The sequence below is a fragment of the Massilia solisilvae genome (genome assembly GCF_024753215.1).
In the GTDB taxonomy this organism is placed as follows: Bacteria; Pseudomonadota; Gammaproteobacteria; order Burkholderiales; family Burkholderiaceae_D; genus Telluria; species Telluria solisilvae.
In genome coordinates this window covers 289,507-304,862 of sequence record NZ_JANUGV010000006.1, presented here as the reverse complement: position 1 = coordinate 304,862, position 15,356 = coordinate 289,507, and the positions used below count along the sequence as shown (strand labels likewise).

The following is a 15,356-nucleotide window of genomic DNA, read 5'->3' as shown; positions in this document are numbered from 1 at the left end:
TTGTTGCGGTGCGCAAGGGCCCGGGCGCGTTTTCATGAAAAAAAACCGCGCAGCGTAAAATGGCCGCTTACCGCAACCGGATCAACCGATGACCATTCTGCTTTCTACGCTCAATGCCCGCTACACCCACGCGTCGCTCGGGCTGCGCGACCTGCTCGCCAACCTGGGCGAGCTGCAGGAACAGGCATCGATCCTGGAATTCGTTATCGGCGCCAAAACCACCGAGGTGGTCGAACGGCTTCTTGCTCGAAACCCACAAATCGTCGGCTTCGGGGTCTATATATGGAATGTCGAGGAAACTTCAAGAGTCGTTTCCATGCTTAAACGCGTGGCCCCGCACGTGACCGTGGTGCTGGGCGGCCCCGAGGTGTCGCACGAGACGGCGGAACAGGAGATCGTGAAGCTGGCCGATTATGTCGTAACGGGCTGGGGCGATATCACTTTTGCCAAACTGTGCGGCCAGATCCTCAATGGCCCGCAGCCACTGATGAAGATCCACGCAGGCGAGCAGCCGCCCATGGACGCGATCCGCCTGCCCTATCATCTCTACAGCACCGAGGATATCGCCCACCGCACCATGTATGTCGAAGCCTCGCGCGGCTGCCCTTTCAAATGCGAGTTTTGCCTTTCCTCGCTCGACAAGACGGCCTGGCCTTTCCCGCTCGACGATTTCCTGACCCAGATGGAGTCGCTTTACCAGCGCGGCGCCCGCCTGTTCAAGTTCGTGGACCGCACGTTCAACCTGAACGTAAAGACGAGCCTGCGCATCATGCAGTTCTTCCTCGATAAATTACAGGCCGCGCCCAACGACCCGGTCTATGCGCATTTCGAACTGGTCCCGGACCACCTGCCCGATGCCCTGAAAGAGAGCATTGCCCAGTTCCCGCCCGGCGCGCTGCAGTTCGAAATCGGCATCCAGAGCTTCAATCCTGAAGTACAAGCGCTGGTCAGCCGCCGCCAGAACAACGACAAGGCCGCCGACAATATCCGCTGGCTGCACGCGCATTCGCACGCCCACCTGCACGTGGACCTGATTGCCGGCCTGCCGGGCGAAGACGTGGACAGTTTTGCGCGTGGATTCGATCACCTGGTCTCGCTCGGCCCGCACGAAATCCAGTTCGGCATCCTCAAGCGCCTGCGCGGCACGCCCATCATCCGCCATACCGGGCCATATGGCATGGTCTATGACGCCTTCCCGCCTTACACCGTGCTCGCCACCAGCAAGATCGACTTCCAGACGATGCAGCGACTGGTGCGTTTTTCGCGATATTGGGACCTGGTTGCCAACTCCGGCCGTTTCGCCAATACGGTCAGAGCGCTGCTCGGCGATTCGCCGTTCGCCAATTTCATGGCATTCTCGGACTGGATGTACAGCCACACCGACGCTACCCACCGTATCGCCCTCGATCGCCTGGCCAAGCTGGTGCGCCAATGGCTGGAGGAGCGCGGCATGGCTGCAGCCGAAGCAGAAGCGCTCGTTGCGAGCGATTACGCCGGCCAGGCCGGCGCCCACACGGCCGCGCCGAAGGCGCAAGCTGCCGCCCCCGAGCGCCAGGTGCGCCACCTGGCTGCCTGAGCACGCTAACACCCTGCGGGTGGCAGCGCTTTCGAATCTCTTTTACACTGGCGCAATGCACCTTGAAAACGCGCCAACGTTAACCATCCGGCAACCCGACTCCGGCGCGGGACAATCGGTCGTTGCCACGGGCGTCTGGCAAGTGCATGCCCTGTGCGCCAAGCGCGGCACGCTCAAGTCGCTCAACCAGGAGCTCTCCCGCTACGCCGGCAGGACCGACCTTGGATGGGACCTGTCGCAGGTCGAGCGGCTGGACCACATCGGTGCCCAGATGTTCTGGAACGCCTGGGGCAAGCGCCGCCCCACCGGGCTCACGCTCGATCCGCGGCAGGAGGAACTGTTCGGCCGCATCGAGGAAGCCGGCCAGAACGAGCTTCCGCAAACGCGTCCAACCCACTTGGCGTGGGTGATCGCCCTTGGCGCTGGCATCCTCAAGTTCTTCCAGCACCTGCGCCAGTTCGTGATGCTGATCGGCCGCCTGATGCAGGACATCTGGCGCTTCATCCGCCACCCGATCACCGGGCCGTGGAAGGAGATCTCGGCCAACATCTTCCACTCCGGCTTCCAGGCGCTGGGCATCACGGCGCTGGTGGGTTTTTTGATCGGCGTGGTGCTGTCCTACCTGTCGGCGCAGCAGCTGCGCATGTTCGGCGGCGACATCTACCTGGTCAATATCCTCGGCATGAGCATCATCCGCGAGCTCGGGCCCCTGCTGGCCGCGATTCTGGTGGCCGGCCGCTCGGGCTCCTCGATCACCGCGCAGCTGGGCGTGATGCGCGTGACCGAGGAACTGGACGCGATGCTGGTGATGGGCATCTCGCACGGCTACCGCCTGATCATGCCGAAGGTGCTTGCGCTGGCGGTGTCGATGCCGCTCCTGGTGGTGTGGACCGATGCGATGGCCCTCATCGGCGGCATGGTCTCGGCCAAGATCGAGCTGAACCTGTCGGCGCGCTACTTCCTGCAAAAGCTGCCCTCGGCGGTGCCGTTCGTGAACTACACGATCGGCCTGGCCAAGGGCGCGACTTTCGGCATGCTGATCGCGCTGGTATCCTGCCACTTTGGCCTGCGCATCAAGCCCAACACCGAAAGCCTGGGCCGCGGCACCACCACCTCGGTGGTCACGGCGATCACGGTCGTGATCCTGGCCGACGCGGTGTTCGCGATCATGTTCAGCGGCGTGGGGTTCTCATGGTAGATAGCGCCAAGCGCGAGCCGCAGCGCCTGAACCTGCGCCCGGACGTGGAGGTCGGCCCGCCGGTGGTCGAGATCCGCAACCTGTGGACCCGCTTTGGCCGCACTGTGGTGCACCAGGACCTGAACCTGAAGATCTACGCCGGCGAGATCCTGTCGATCGTGGGCGGCTCGGGCACCGGCAAGACCGTGCTGCTGCGCCAGATGCTGGGGCTGGAAAAGCCTTCGCGCGGCGAGGTCGTCGTGTTCGGCGAGGACATCAGCAGCGCCCAGCCCGAAGACCTGCAGCGCATGCGCAACCACTGGGGCATGCTGTTCCAGCAGGGCGCGCTGTATTCGGCGCTCACGGTATTCGAAAACATCGCCCAGCCGATGCGCGAGCTGCACGCGCTACCCGACGATGTGATCCGCGACGCGGTGCTGCTGAAGATGAACATGGTGGGCCTGGGCGTGGAGCACGCCAACAAGATGCCGGCCGACCTGTCGGGCGGCATGGTCAAGCGCGCCGCGCTGGCGCGTGCGCTGGCGCTCGAGCCGCAGCTGCTGTTCCTCGACGAGCCCACTGCCGGCCTGGACCCCGACCTGTCGGACGCCTTCGTGGCGCTGATCCAGACCCTGCACCGCGAGCTCAAGCTCACCGTGGTGATGGTCACGCACGACCTGGACACGCTGTTCGCGCTGTCCACCCGCATCGCGGTGTTGGCCGACAAGCACGTGGTGGCGGTCGGCCCGACCTGCGACGTGATTCAGGTGGACCACCCGTTCATCAAACAGTTTTTCCTCGGCCCGCGCGGCCGGCGCGCGCTCGAAGTGCTCGATGAGCGCGTCAAGAACGAATCGGAGAAATGACATGGAAAACAGATCGCACGCGCTCATGACAGGCATCTTCACGATCGCCCTGTTGATCGCCGCGGTCCTGGCCGGCATCTGGCTCAACCGCGACCGCAGCGAGACCGTGCCGTACGAGATCGTGACCACGCAGTCGATCCCGGGCCTGAATCCGAACGCGGTGGTGCGCTACCGCGGCCTGGAAGTGGGCCGCGTGAACGACATCATGTTCGACCCGCGCGTGACCGGGCAGATCCTGATCAAGCTGTCGGTGGACAACGACACCCCGGTGACCACCACCACCTTCGCCTCGCTCGGCTACCAGGGCGTGACCGGCCTGGCGTTCCTGCAGCTGGACGACGACCGCACCGGCTCGCCGATCCTGCCGAGCGATCCCAAGCGCGTGGCGCGCATCCCGATGCGTCCGGGCCTGCTGGACCAGATCGAAAAGCGCGGCCTGGCCATCCTGGACAAAACCGAAAAGATCACAGAGAGCCTGGACCGGTTGATGAGCCCGCAAAATCAGCAGACCATCATCGGCGCCTTCGACAGCATCGGCAAGACCGCGGCCGCCTACGGCGAACTGCCCAAGCGCCTCGAGCCCACGCTCGACCAGTTGCCGGCGCTGGCCACGAAGCTCGACCAGACCGCCACCTCGGTCAACGCGCTGGCGCACAACTACGACAACCTGGCCACGCGCCTGCAGGCCAAGGACGGCCCGCTCGAGCGCCTGAACGGGGCCATCGGCTCGCTGCAGGGCGCGGCCAGCGGCCTGGAGATGCAGACCCTGCCGCACCTGACCGAAATGACCGACGAAGCCAAGGCCTCGCTGCGCGCCGTCAAGCGCACCGCCAACTCGCTCTCGGACCGGCCGCAAAGCATCCTGTTCGGCGGCCCGAGTCCGCAACCGGGTCCGGGTGAACCTGGCTTTGTCGCCCCGACCGAATGAGGACCGCCATGAACCGAATCCTGCCGCGCCTGCTGATCGCATCGATCGCCCTGCTGCTTGCCGCCTGCGCCTCGCAAAAGGGCGCCTCCACCACCCTGTTCGACCTCGGCCCGGCCGCCCCGCGCAGCGCCACGATCGACGCGCCCATGTCCGCCGTGGTTGTCAGCGAGGCCACCGGCTCGGCCGCGCTGGAAAGCGAGCGCATGTTCTACCGCCTGAACTATGCCGACGCGATGCAGGCGCGCGCCTACGCCAACAGCCGCTGGAGCACCAACCCACTCGAGATGGTGACCCAGCGCGTGAAGACGCGGCTGGCGCAAACCGGCGTCAAGGTGCTGCAGCCCACCGACTCGTCGACCGGGGTGCCGATCCTGCGCGTGGAGGTGGACGACTTCACCCACGCGTTCGACAGCGCCAGCCAGAGCCGCGGCCAGGTGGTCGTGCGCGCCTCGCTGTTTCGCGACCACGTCCTGCTCGACCAGCAGACCTTCAGCCGCTCCACGCCGGCCCCCGCGGCCAACGCCTCGGGCGGCGCCAACGCGCTGGCCGCCAGTACCGATGCGGTGGCCGACGACATCGCCGCCTGGCTGGCGCGCGTGAACCACGCGACGCGATGACCGAACACGAGCACGTGCCGCAGCGTGGTTCGCCGGTCGCGCGCGCCGCGCTGCTGGTGTACCTGCTGCTGATCGTGTACGCCAGCTGGTTCCCGTTCTCGGGCTGGCGCAGCAGCGGCCTGTCGCCGTTCGAATTCCTGAACCTGGCGCCGCAGCGCTACTGGACGCGCTTTGACGTGATGGTCAACGTGGTCGGCTACATCCCGTTCGGCACGCTGCTGGTGCTGGCGATGTACCCGCGCGTGCGCGGCCTGCTGGCGGTGCTGCTGGCGGCGCTGGCCGGCGTGCTGGTGTCGGGCACCATGGAGACGGTGCAGAACTACCTGCCCAGCCGGGTACCGTCCAACCTCGACTTCTTCACCAATTCGGCCGGCTGCCTGATCGGCGCCTTCCTCGGCGCGGCGTGGTCGCGCAGCCTGCTCGACCAGAGCCGCCTGTACCGCCTGCGCCGCCGCTGGTTTGCACCGCACGCCAGCCAGGGCCTGGTGCTGCTGGCGCTGTGGCCGCTGGCGCAGATCTACCCGCAGGGCTACCTGTTCGGCCACGGCCAGGTGCTGCCGATCATTTCCGAATGGCTGTCCGAGTGGCTCGACACCAACATCGACCTGGTGGCGATGCTGCGCCCCGGCGCCGAGATGAGCGTGGAGCAGTACTGGCTGTCCGAAACCATCATCACGGCCTGCGGCATGACCGGCGCCGTGCTCACCCTGCTGTGCCTGTTGCGGCGCGGGGCCCCGCGTTATCCGCTGATGCTGGCCATGCTCGGCGCGGCGCTGCTGGTCAAGACGCTGGCCAGCTCGCTGCTGTTCACGCCCGACAATGCCTTCGTCTGGATCACCCCCGGCGCGCAGGGCGGGTTCGTGATCGGTGCGATCATGCTGGCGGGCCTGGCGTTCGCGCCGCAGGTGGCGCAGCGGCGCCTGGCGGTGGTCACGCTGCTGCTGTCGCTGATTGTCGTGAACACGATTCCGGTGAATCCCTACTTCGTCGCGACCCTGCAAGGCTGGGTCCAGGGCAAGTTCCTGAACTTCAACGGCGCGGCCCAGTTCCTGTCGCTGGCCTGGCCGTTCGCGGCCCTGTGGTTCCTGCTGCTTCCCTCGCACAAACTCAATCGGCAGTAGGAACGCGTATCATTGCAGGATGGGCCGCATGGCGGCCTTATCAATTTGGCAGCAGGACCGACATGAACGACGACAAACCCTTTTACGAACACCACGTGTTCTTCTGCACCAATGTGCGCGAGGACGGCAGCCGCCCCAGCTGCGGCAAGTGCGGCGCCTTCGACGCCCAGCAGCACGCCAAGCAGCGCATCAAGCAGCTCGGCCTGAACGGCCCCGGCAAGGTGCGTATCAACAAGGCCGGCTGCATGGACCGCTGCGAGGAAGGCCCGGTCGTGGTCATCTACCCGCAGGGCACCTGGTACACCTATGTCGATACCACCGACATCGACGAAATCATCGACCGCCACATCCTGCAAGGCGAAGTGGTCGAGCGCCTGAAGATCTGAACCATGCTGAACAAGTTTTCGAAAAAGTTTTACCTGACCGGCCACGCCGGCAAGATGGAATGCCTGCTCGACCTGCCCGACGTGCCGCCCAAAGGCATCGCGCTGGTCGCGCACCCGCACCCGCTGTATGGCGGCACGATGGAAAACAAGGTCGCGCAGACCCTCGCGCGCACTTTCGTCTCGCTCGGCTACGCCACCGCGCGCTTTAACTTCCGGGGCGTGGGCGAATCGGAAGGCGTGCACGACAACGGCGTGGGCGAAGTGGACGACATGGCCCTGATGATGGCGCACATGCAAGAGCAGTATCCGGGCCTGCCGGTGGCGCTGTCCGGTTTCTCGTTCGGCACCTTCGTGCAGGCCAAGCTGCAGCAGCGCCTGATCGCCGAAGGCCGCCCGGCCGAGCGCCTGGTGCTGGTCGGCACCGCGGCCGGCAAGTGGCCGATGCCCGAGGTGCCGAAAGACACAATCCTGGTCCACGGCGAACTTGACGATACGATCACGCTGCAGCAGGTGTTCGACTGGGCGCGCCCGCAGGACCTGCCGGTGATCGTGATCCCGGGCGCGGATCACTTCTTCCATCGCAAGCTCGGACACATCAAAAATCTCGTCATGCAGCTGTGGGTGCGACACAATTGAGGCCAACGCTGGCCTATAATGGGCGCTCTTCTTTCAAAGTAATGCTATTCGGCATTGCCTTCGCTTCACCACCACCTGAGACGACATTGCTTCCATGAAAAAATTGTTTGCGGCCATCGCCGCCAGCCTTACGTTGATGTCGGCCGTGCACGCGCAGACCGTGCCGGCCCCCAACATTGCCGCCCGCTCCTGGACCCTGGTGGATGCCACCAGCGGCCAGGTGATCGCCTCGCAGGATGCCAACATGCGCATCGAACCGGCCTCGCTCACCAAGGTCATGACCGCCTACGTGGTGTTCGGCGCCCTGCGCGACAAGAAGGTGACGCTGGACCAGATGGTCAACGTGTCGGTCGATGCATGGAAGGTCGACAAGAGCAGCTCCAAGATGTTCATCGATCCCAAGGTGCCGGTGTCGATCAAGGACCTGCTGTACGGCCTGATGGTGCAGTCGGGTAACGACGCGGCGGTGGCGCTGGCCGAAGCCGTGGGCGGCGACATGGGCACCTTCGCCACCCTGATGAACCGCGAGGCGCAGCGCCTGGGCATGAAGGACACCAAGTTCGCCAACCCGCACGGCCTGCCGAGCCCGGACAACTACTCGACCGCGCATGACCTGGCGATCCTGGCCCAGGCCGTGATCCGCGACTACCCCGAGTTCTACAAGATCGATTCGGTCAAGGAGTTCACCTACAACCGCATCAAGCAGCAGAACCGCAACCGCCTGCTCTGGCTCGACCCGACCGTGGACGGCATGAAGACCGGCCACACCGAAGCGTCGGGCTACTCGATGATCGCGTCGGCGCACCGTCCCAACGGCCCGGCCGGCGAGCGCCGCCTGATCTCGGTGCTGTCGGGGGCCAGCTCGGATGGCACCCGCACCGGCGAGAGCCAGAAGCTGCTCAACTGGGGCTTCCAGAACTTCGACACCGTCAAGCTGTATTCGAAGGGCCAGGCGATCGCGACGCCGGAAGTGTGGAAAGGTTCGCAATCGACCGTCAAGATCGGCTTCCCGAACGACGTGCTGGTGACGGTGCCGAAAGGCGTTGCCGGCAAGCTCAAGCCTGTGCTGGAACGCAAGGACCCGCTGGTCGCCCCGCTGGCGCGCAACGGCCAGGTCGGCACGCTGAAGATGATGGTGGATGGCAAACCGCTGCTGGTGCTGCCGGTGGTGGCGCTGGAAGAAGTGCCGCAGGCGACCATCTTCGGCCGCGCGTGGGACTCGATGCGGCTCTGGATGAAGTAAGCGCTCGCTGTTCAAGAAACGTGCGCACTCCGCGAGGAGGCGCACGTTTTTTTTACGCCCGCGCCAATGATCCAGGGACAAACGCGCACCGGGGGCCACGGCTATAATCGGAGCTACTGCATAACGGAAAGACCAACATGGCCGCCATCCTGCCCGCCGCCCTGACCTGCCCCCGCATCGCCACCCGCGCCGGCGGCCTTGAACTGTCGCGTGTGGTCGCCGGCATGTGGCGCATGGCCGAGTGGGGCATGTCGGTGGAGCAGCGCGTCGCCTTCATCGAGCAATGCCTGGACATGGGCGTGACCAGTTTCGACCACGCCGACATCTACGGCGGCTACAGCGTCGAAGGCCTGTTCGGCGAGGCGCTGCGGGCCCGGCCCGCGCTGCGCGAGCGCATGCAACTGGTGAGCAAGTGCGGCATCAAACTCATCTCGCCCAAGCGTCCGCAGAACACGATCCAGCATTACGACACCACGGCCGCGCACATCATCGCATCAAGCGAAGAATCGCTGCGCCAGTTGCACACCGACCGGCTCGACCTGCTGCTGATCCACCGTCCGGACCCGCTGATGGACTTCGACGAGATCGCGGAAGCCTTCTCGCGGCTGCGCAAGGCGGGCAAGGTGCTGCACTTCGGCGTATCGAACTTCAGCCGGCACCAGTTCGAATCGCTCAACCGGCGCATCGAGCTGGCCACCAACCAGGTCGAATTCTCGCCGCTGCACCTGGCGCCGATGTTCGACGAGACCTTCGACGGCATGCAGGATCTGCGCGTGGCGCCCATGGTGTGGTCGCCACTGGGCGGGGGGCGGCTGTTCACCGCGCTCGATCCGAACACGGAGAACCTGCGGCTGGTGATCAAGGAGATCGCCGACCGCATGAAGGTGCCGTTCGCAACCGTGGTGTTCGCATGGATCATGCAGCTGCCGAGCCGCCCCATCCCGCTCACCGGGACCGGCCGTCCGGAAGCGATTGCGGTGGCGGTGGCCGGCGCCGCGACCAAGCTCGCGCGCAGCGACTGGTTCCGCATCCTGCGCGCGGCGCGCGGGCACGAGGTCGCCTGATGGGCGAACAGCCGCTCAAGATCGTCGAGGGAAGCGCGCTCACCGGGCAGCAGAAAAAGGACCTGCTCAACCGGCTGGCGCGCATCGAGGGACAGCTGCGCGGCGTGCAGAAGCTGGTGGCGCTGGCCGCCGAGCCGTCCGACTGCGACGCCGTGGCGCAGCAGATGGCGGCGGCGCGCAAGGCGCTGGACCGCGCATTCGTGCAGCTGCTGTCGGCCAGCGTGGTCACGCAAGGCGCCAACGCGGCCGATGTCGAGGAAGCCAGGGCGAGCGCCGCGCGGATCGCTGCGCTGCTGGAAAAGTTTGCGTAGGGTGGGCAGGTTTCCTGCCCACGCGTTCAACGATCCGCGGAGCAGTCGCGACAACGCAAGATCCGGCTGAACGCGTGGGCAGGATCTGCCCACCCTACGACTGCTCGCGTTAGTCCTCGTAGACCTTCGGTGGCGCGATGCCACGCCACCCGGTGCGCCACGCGATGTTAAGCAGCAGCGTGGCCGACACGTACATCACGAAGAACAAGGCAAAGAAGCGCGTGCGCAGCAGCGCCAGCAGCACCAGGCACACCGCCAGGGCGACCAGCAGCTTTGCATTCTTCGGCTGCTTGGAACTCGGAAAGCGCAGGGTCGAGACCATCAGCGTGCCAACCGCGATCATGAGCGCCATCAGCAGGAAGCCCTGCATGGGCGTTACCAGCGGCTCCGGCCAGGCGACCACCACCGAGGCCACACACGCCGCGCCTGCGGTGATCGGCATGCCCACGAAGTAGCGCGGGTCGGTGCGGCCGACGCTGATGTTGAAGCGCGCCAGCCGCAGCGCGCCGCAGGCCACGAACACAAAGCACGCCAGCCCGCCCATGCGCACCAGGGTCGGGTGCTGGGCCGCCATCTGCGCGTAGCCGTAGCAGTACAGCAGCAGGCCGGGAGCGCAGCCGAAATTCATCACGTCCGCTATCGAGTCGAGCTGCACCCCGAATTCGGACTGCGTGTTGGTGGCGCGCGCCACGAAGCCGTCAAGCGCGTCGAACACGCCGGCCAGCACCAGCAGGATCGCGGCCAGGCGGTATTCATGCGGATCGCCCACCGGCGCGTTGTCGACCGAGATGACGATGCTGGCGAAGCCGCAGGCGATCGACAGCAGGGTGACAAAGCTGGGCAGGGCGAACTTCGCTCGGGCGAGGCGGCGTGGGCGTTCCGTGTTCACAGTCAGGGTAAGATTGATGAAATGCCTATTCTACCGCCGCGTGGGGACTCGCTACGCACTTGTCGGGAATCATCCATTCCCGATTTCGCCTAGAATAAGCTTTCGTTTATCTAGTATGCATGGGGATCCTATGAGCGGACTGCGTCGCTTGCGCCTTATCGTAGCGGTGTGCGCAACCGCCAGCGCGCTGGTTGCCTGCGGCGGCGGCGGCTCGGACAGCCCGGCGACCGCCAGCGCGGCGCCGATGCCAGTCGAGCAGGGAGCGCCCGCCCTCACCAACGACATCGCCACCGACGGCCGCAACTGGATCAACTACCGCCGCATGCAAGTGGGCATGCCCACGCTCACGCGCAACGCCATCATCGATGTCGCCGCGCTCGGCCACTCCGAATACCAGCGCACCAACAACACGGTCACGCACGGGCAGACGCCCGGCAAGCAAGGCTTTACCGGCGCCACCCTGCTCGACCGCCTGACTGCCGCCGGCTACACCTTCGCCAACGCCAACCACGCGTACGGCGAGGTGATTTCGGCGACCTCCAGCACCAACGGCGCCTACCTGGCCGAGGAACTGATCACCGCGATCTACCACCGCTTCGTGATCTTCGAGCCGGTGTTCAAGGAGATCGGCACGGGCGCGGCCACCACCGCGGCCGGTTACAGCTACTTCACCGCCGACTTCACGGCCAACAACGGCTACGGACCGGGCGTCCCCGCAGGCAGCGTGGTGGTGTGGCCGTTCAGCGGCCAGACGCAAGTGACCCCCAACTTCTTCAGCGACTACGAGTCGCCGGACCCGGTCCCGAACGTGAACGAGGTAGGCTACCCGATCAGCGTGCACGCGAACATCAACGCGGTGCTGACCGTGCAAAGCTTCACCGTGCGCCCGAAAGGCGCCAGCGCCGACCTCAATGTGCGCCTGCTCACCAGGGATGTCGATCCGGAGACGCCGCGCTCGGCCGCGGCCATTGTCCCGCTGGCCAGGCTGGCATCGGGCACGAGCTACGACGTGAGCTTTACCGGCACCGTCGATGGCACGCCGGTCAGCCGCACCTGGACCTTCACTACCAAATAAGGGACCGCGCGTAGCGGTGGGGGCTCGCCACCGCGCTGGCGGCGGGAGGGAACTGGACAGGGCGCCGGGGCGATGGCCCCCTTAGCGGGCTAGCCGCCCGCCTCCCCGGTTGCGCCGGTCAGCGCGTGAACTCGGCTTCTTCGTCGAACGCTGCGGCGCAGGTCTTGCCGCAGAAGCGGCGCACGCTGTCGAGCGGCTTTTCACAGTACCAGCACGAGCCCTTGGCGGGCAGGCTCAGTCGCGACGGAAGGGGACGTCCGGCGCCATCGACCGGCGGCTCGACCGCCATACCCTTGTCCGGCAAACTTTCTTGTATCGTTTCCAAGGTCCACCCCCTACCCGGCAACACGTCAAGTGACAAAGCAAGATTACTTCAGTGGAACAACGCGGGCATGAGAAAGCTCAAGCGACGTGGTCGCACTACCTGTGCTCACACGGCAGTTGTAGCTGATTCAGTTTGCGCTCAAGCCGACGCCGCTGCAATGCTGTCATTATCAACAGTGTCGCGTTGAAGCAAGCACGCAACAGACGCCAGGGCTCGGCACTTCCCGCACGCATTCGACCCGCGGAAATAATAACGAATTGCTAATAATTGGCGCGCACGTTCCGCACGCTTCGCCGCGGCCAGTTTGACACCTCTTGATGACCACTCGATGATATGGACATGGGCGAGATCACTCGGCAGGAGCTGGACACCAAGCTTGATGCGATCAAGTCGTGGATCGACGCGCGCTTTGCGGACCAGCAAGCGCGGATCGACGTACGCTTTGCCCAACAGGATGCGAAGATGGAGGCCCGGTTCGCCGAGCAACATCACTGGGCGAACGCACGGTTCGCCGAACAGCGATCGTGGATGGAAGCGCGCCTTGCGGAACAAAGCGCAGAGAGAAACACACGTTTTGCCGAACAAAGCGCAGAGATAAACACAGGTTTTGCCGAACAAAGCGCAGAGATAAACACACGCTTTACCGAACAAAGCGCACAGATGACCGCACGCTTTGCCGAACAAAGCTCACAGATGACCGCGCGCTTTGCCGAACAAAACTCACAGATGACCGCACGCTTTGCCGAACAAAACGCACAGATAACCGCACGCTTTGCCGAACTGGACGCGAAACTAAAAGGCCAGGTGGTTGAGCTGATCAAGTGGATGGTCGGCACCTCGCTCGCCTTCCTGGCGGTCGCCATCGCTATCGTCGGCATCATGCTCAATGTTGCAGTGAATTCGCTTAACGCGGCGGCGGCCGAGCCGACTGCTGCACCGGCCAGCGCCCACTACGCATCGCGACCTGCTACGTTACTTCACCGGCTCCAGCGTCACCACCAGCCCGGAGCTCGAGGTGGCAATGCGCGTCGGGACGAACTGCACGCCGGCGTAGCGCAGGTCTTCCATCCGGAATGAGTAAACGGGCACGTCGCGCACCACCTCGTCCATGACCACGTTGGCGATCTTGGTGAACTGGCGCGAGGACGATGCGTCCACCCCGTCCAGCGCAAAGCGATCCACGCGCGGGTCGGTCATGAACACGGCGCCGCGGTTCGGGTCCACATACAGCCGGCCGGAAAACGCCACGCGGCCGGTGTAGGCGCGCTTGAGGAACGGCGGCGCAATCTCGGCATCCATCGAAATGCCGACGCGGTCGGCCTCGGGCAGCATGGCCAGCTGCGGGCGCGACAAATGCACATCCACCAGCTCGAGCATGCGCTTATCGACCGGGAAGCGGCGGTCCAGTCCGGCCTGCAGCTTGTAGAGCGGCACCTCGACCTGGCGCGGGCCGACGAAGGTGGCGCAGGACGATAGCGCCGCCGCCGTGGTCATGGCAGCCACTGCCTTCAACAAAGATCTGCGGTTTCCCATCTGCGCTCCACTGGTCGGTCTGACGAATGCGGGAAGGCTAGCACATCCATCGCGCGCGGCACGCCACGGTCACACCCTGTTACCTTACTTGCCGATGCAAAAACGGCTGAAAATCACGCCAAGCAGGTCATCCGGCGTGAACTGGCCCGTAATGCTGGACAGCTGGTCCTGCGCCAGCCGCAATTCCTCGGCAAACAGGTCGAGCGACTGGTCGTCCTGGGCGGCATGGGCGGCCGCCAGGTCCAGGTGCTTGCGCGCCTCGCGCAGCGCGATCAGGTGGCGCTCGCGCGCCAGGTACAGCGACTCGCCGGTCTGCTGCCAGCCGGCGATTCGCAGCAATTCCGCGCGCAGCAGGTCGATGCCTGCCTTCTCGGCCGCCGACAGGTAGATGTGCGTGGCGTCCGGCGTCTGCTCGACCGTCGCCTTATGGCCGGACAGGTCGATCTTGTTCCAGATCCGCACCACCGGCACGCCCGCGGGAAACGCGGCCACGATGTCTTCGTCCTCGCGCGTCGGCCCCTTGCTCGCGTCCAGCAAGTGCAGGATCACGTCCGCCTTGCCGACCTCGCCCCAGGTGCGCTCGATGCCGATGCGCTCGACCACGTCGATGCCTTCGTCGATCGCGCGGATGCCGGCCGTGTCGATGATGTTGAGCGGGATGCCTTCGATCTGGATCGTCTCGCTCACCTTGTCGCGCGTGGTACCCGCAATCGGGGTGACGATCGCCACCTCGGCGCCGGCAAGCGCGTTCAGCAGCGAGGACTTGCCCACGTTGGGCTGCCCCACCAGCACCACGTTCAGCCCTTCGCGCAGCAGCGCGCCCTGGGCGGCCTGCTTGAACACGTGGTCCAGCGATTCGATGATCCCGGCCAGCTGGCCACGGGCGTTCGATTTTTCGAGGAAGTCGATTTCCTCTTCCGGGAAGTCGAGGGTGGCTTCGACCAGCATGCGCAGGTTGATGGTCTGGTCCACCAGCTTGTGCACCACTTGCGAAAACGCGCCGGACAGCGATTGCGAGGCGGACTTGGCGGCTGCCTCGGTGGAGGCGTCGATCAGGTCGGCCACCGCCTCGGCCTGGGCCAGGTCGAGCTTGTCGTTGAGAAAAGCGCGGCGGGTAAATTCGCCCGGTTCGGCCAGGCGCAGGCCCGACTCCACGCCCGCTTCGAGCACGCGCGCCAGCAGCATCTGCAGCACGACCGGGCCGCCGTGGCCCTGCAGCTCGAGCACGTCTTCGCCAGTGTACGAGTGCGGCGCCTTGAAGTACAACGCAATGCCCTGGTCGATGACCTCGCCGGTGGCGGACTTGAACGGAATGTAGGTGGCATGGCGCGGCGCGAGCGTGGCGCCGGGGAACAGGGCTTCGATGAGCGGCGCCAGCGACTTGCCGGACGCGCGCACGACGCCGATGCCGCCGCGTCCAGGGGCGGTGGCGATGGCGGCGATGGGGGAGGTGTCGAGTTTCATGGGGGGATTGTAATTTATCTACCCGCAGGACGTGGCACCAGAAGTCCAGTGCATCCCCCCTCGGCAGTTACACAGCAATAACAAACTGGATACAAACCCTTGTGGCAGTTAACGTTTCTTAACGCTGGCATTGCTGACAATCATC

Annotated in this window: 17 protein-coding genes; 13 read left to right on the top strand and 4 right to left on the bottom strand. The window is 65.2% G+C overall.

Going from position 1 to position 15,356, the window contains the following annotated elements:
* The first annotated feature begins 88 nt into the window (after window positions 1-88).
* From NX773_RS19655 to NX773_RS19605, 11 genes are all read left to right on the top strand, one after another.
* Window positions 89-1,576: a B12-binding domain-containing radical SAM protein gene (locus NX773_RS19655; protein WP_258857976.1), complete on the top strand. Its 1,488-nt coding sequence runs from the start codon at window positions 89-91 to the stop codon at window positions 1,574-1,576.
* Window positions 1,577-1,631: 55 nt separating this feature from the next.
* Entirely contained in the window at window positions 1,632-2,774 is a 1,143-nt protein-coding gene (locus NX773_RS19650; RefSeq protein ID WP_258857975.1) for an MlaE family ABC transporter permease, read from the top strand.
* The gene (locus NX773_RS19645; protein ID WP_258857974.1) at window positions 2,768-3,619 is read left to right on the top strand and encodes an ABC transporter ATP-binding protein; all 852 of its coding nucleotides are present in this window, start codon (window positions 2,768-2,770) and stop codon (window positions 3,617-3,619) included. Before NX773_RS19650 ends, NX773_RS19645 begins: the two co-directional genes overlap by 7 nt.
* Window position 3,620: 1 nt before the next feature.
* On the top strand, window positions 3,621-4,547 hold the full coding sequence (locus tag NX773_RS19640) for an MlaD family protein (protein ID WP_258857973.1): 927 nt from the start codon (window positions 3,621-3,623) through the stop codon (window positions 4,545-4,547).
* A gap of 8 nt (window positions 4,548-4,555) precedes the next feature.
* Complete coding sequence (locus tag NX773_RS19635; protein ID WP_258857972.1) at window positions 4,556-5,164, top strand: ABC-type transport auxiliary lipoprotein family protein; 609 nt, start codon at window positions 4,556-4,558, stop codon at window positions 5,162-5,164.
* The gene (locus NX773_RS19630; RefSeq protein WP_258857971.1) at window positions 5,161-6,285 is read left to right on the top strand and encodes a VanZ family protein; all 1,125 of its coding nucleotides are present in this window, start codon (window positions 5,161-5,163) and stop codon (window positions 6,283-6,285) included. The genes NX773_RS19635 and NX773_RS19630 overlap by 4 nt, the downstream gene beginning before the upstream one ends.
* A 62-nt stretch (window positions 6,286-6,347) precedes the next feature.
* The gene (locus NX773_RS19625) at window positions 6,348-6,671 is read left to right on the top strand and encodes a (2Fe-2S) ferredoxin domain-containing protein (RefSeq protein WP_258857970.1); all 324 of its coding nucleotides are present in this window, start codon (window positions 6,348-6,350) and stop codon (window positions 6,669-6,671) included.
* Window positions 6,672-6,674: 3 nt separating this feature from the next.
* Entirely contained in the window at window positions 6,675-7,307 is a 633-nt protein-coding gene (locus tag NX773_RS19620; protein WP_370662267.1) for an alpha/beta hydrolase, read from the top strand.
* Window positions 7,308-7,401: 94 nt separating this feature from the next.
* On the top strand, window positions 7,402-8,550 hold the full coding sequence (locus tag NX773_RS19615; protein WP_258857969.1) for a D-alanyl-D-alanine carboxypeptidase family protein: 1,149 nt from the start codon (window positions 7,402-7,404) through the stop codon (window positions 8,548-8,550).
* 137 nt (window positions 8,551-8,687) lie between these two features.
* On the top strand, window positions 8,688-9,614 hold the full coding sequence (locus NX773_RS19610) for an aldo/keto reductase (RefSeq protein ID WP_258857968.1): 927 nt from the start codon (window positions 8,688-8,690) through the stop codon (window positions 9,612-9,614).
* The gene (locus NX773_RS19605) at window positions 9,614-9,925 is read left to right on the top strand and encodes a metal-sensitive transcriptional regulator (protein ID WP_258857967.1); all 312 of its coding nucleotides are present in this window, start codon (window positions 9,614-9,616) and stop codon (window positions 9,923-9,925) included. The genes NX773_RS19610 and NX773_RS19605 overlap by 1 nt, the downstream gene beginning before the upstream one ends.
* Window positions 9,926-10,034: 109 nt before the next feature.
* Here the strand turns inward: NX773_RS19605 and pssA are convergent, their stop codons facing one another.
* Window positions 10,035-10,814: a CDP-diacylglycerol--serine O-phosphatidyltransferase gene (gene pssA / locus NX773_RS19600; protein WP_258857966.1), complete on the bottom strand. Its 780-nt coding sequence runs from the start codon at window positions 10,812-10,814 to the stop codon at window positions 10,035-10,037.
* A 148-nt stretch (window positions 10,815-10,962) separates the two neighbouring features.
* On the opposite strand from pssA, the gene NX773_RS19595 reads away from it, so the two are divergent.
* Window positions 10,963-11,889 (top strand): CAP domain-containing protein, encoded by a 927-nt coding sequence (locus NX773_RS19595; RefSeq protein WP_307728697.1) that lies wholly within the window; start codon window positions 10,963-10,965, stop codon window positions 11,887-11,889.
* A 118-nt stretch (window positions 11,890-12,007) separates the two neighbouring features.
* On the opposite strand, the gene NX773_RS19590 is transcribed toward NX773_RS19595, so the two are convergent.
* The gene (locus NX773_RS19590; RefSeq protein WP_258857964.1) at window positions 12,008-12,214 is read right to left on the bottom strand and encodes a hypothetical protein; all 207 of its coding nucleotides are present in this window, start codon (window positions 12,212-12,214) and stop codon (window positions 12,008-12,010) included.
* 339 nt (window positions 12,215-12,553) lie between these two features.
* On the opposite strand from NX773_RS19590, the gene NX773_RS19585 reads away from it, so the two are divergent.
* Window positions 12,554-13,291: a hypothetical protein gene (locus NX773_RS19585; RefSeq protein WP_258857963.1), complete on the top strand. Its 738-nt coding sequence runs from the start codon at window positions 12,554-12,556 to the stop codon at window positions 13,289-13,291.
* On the opposite strand, the gene NX773_RS19580 is transcribed toward NX773_RS19585, so the two are convergent.
* Window positions 13,187-13,747, bottom strand: a complete 561-nt coding sequence (locus NX773_RS19580; RefSeq protein ID WP_258857962.1) for a DUF1439 domain-containing protein — start codon at window positions 13,745-13,747, stop codon at window positions 13,187-13,189. The two genes, NX773_RS19585 and NX773_RS19580, sit on opposite strands and share 105 nt — an antisense overlap.
* A gap of 84 nt (window positions 13,748-13,831) precedes the next feature.
* On the bottom strand, window positions 13,832-15,211 hold the full coding sequence (mnmE, locus tag NX773_RS19575) for a tRNA uridine-5-carboxymethylaminomethyl(34) synthesis GTPase MnmE (protein ID WP_258857961.1): 1,380 nt from the start codon (window positions 15,209-15,211) through the stop codon (window positions 13,832-13,834).
* Window positions 15,212-15,356 lie beyond the last annotated feature (145 nt).

Excerpts from the sequence above, each read along its gene's own strand:
- NX773_RS19610 (WP_258857968.1), top strand. The coding sequence starts at position 8,688 with ATGGCCGCCATCCTGCCCGCCGCCCTGACCTGCCCCCGCATCGCCACC.
- NX773_RS19640 (WP_258857973.1), top strand. The coding sequence starts at position 3,621 with ATGGAAAACAGATCGCACGCGCTCATGACAGGCATCTTCACGATCGCC.
- NX773_RS19625 (WP_258857970.1), top strand. The coding sequence starts at position 6,348 with ATGAACGACGACAAACCCTTTTACGAACACCACGTGTTCTTCTGCACC.
- NX773_RS19615 (WP_258857969.1), top strand. The coding sequence starts at position 7,402 with ATGAAAAAATTGTTTGCGGCCATCGCCGCCAGCCTTACGTTGATGTCG.
- mnmE (WP_258857961.1), bottom strand. The coding sequence starts at position 15,211 with ATGAAACTCGACACCTCCCCCATCGCCGCCATCGCCACCGCCCCTGGA.
- NX773_RS19585 (WP_258857963.1), top strand. The coding sequence starts at position 12,554 with ATGGGCGAGATCACTCGGCAGGAGCTGGACACCAAGCTTGATGCGATC.
- NX773_RS19580 (WP_258857962.1), bottom strand. The coding sequence starts at position 13,747 with ATGGGAAACCGCAGATCTTTGTTGAAGGCAGTGGCTGCCATGACCACG.
- NX773_RS19630 (WP_258857971.1), top strand. The coding sequence starts at position 5,161 with ATGACCGAACACGAGCACGTGCCGCAGCGTGGTTCGCCGGTCGCGCGC.
- NX773_RS19650 (WP_258857975.1), top strand. The coding sequence starts at position 1,632 with ATGCACCTTGAAAACGCGCCAACGTTAACCATCCGGCAACCCGACTCC.
- NX773_RS19645 (WP_258857974.1), top strand. The coding sequence starts at position 2,768 with ATGGTAGATAGCGCCAAGCGCGAGCCGCAGCGCCTGAACCTGCGCCCG.
- NX773_RS19635 (WP_258857972.1), top strand. The coding sequence starts at position 4,556 with ATGAACCGAATCCTGCCGCGCCTGCTGATCGCATCGATCGCCCTGCTG.
- NX773_RS19605 (WP_258857967.1), top strand. The coding sequence starts at position 9,614 with ATGGGCGAACAGCCGCTCAAGATCGTCGAGGGAAGCGCGCTCACCGGG.
- NX773_RS19620 (WP_370662267.1), top strand. The coding sequence starts at position 6,675 with ATGCTGAACAAGTTTTCGAAAAAGTTTTACCTGACCGGCCACGCCGGC.
- NX773_RS19655 (WP_258857976.1), top strand. The coding sequence starts at position 89 with ATGACCATTCTGCTTTCTACGCTCAATGCCCGCTACACCCACGCGTCG.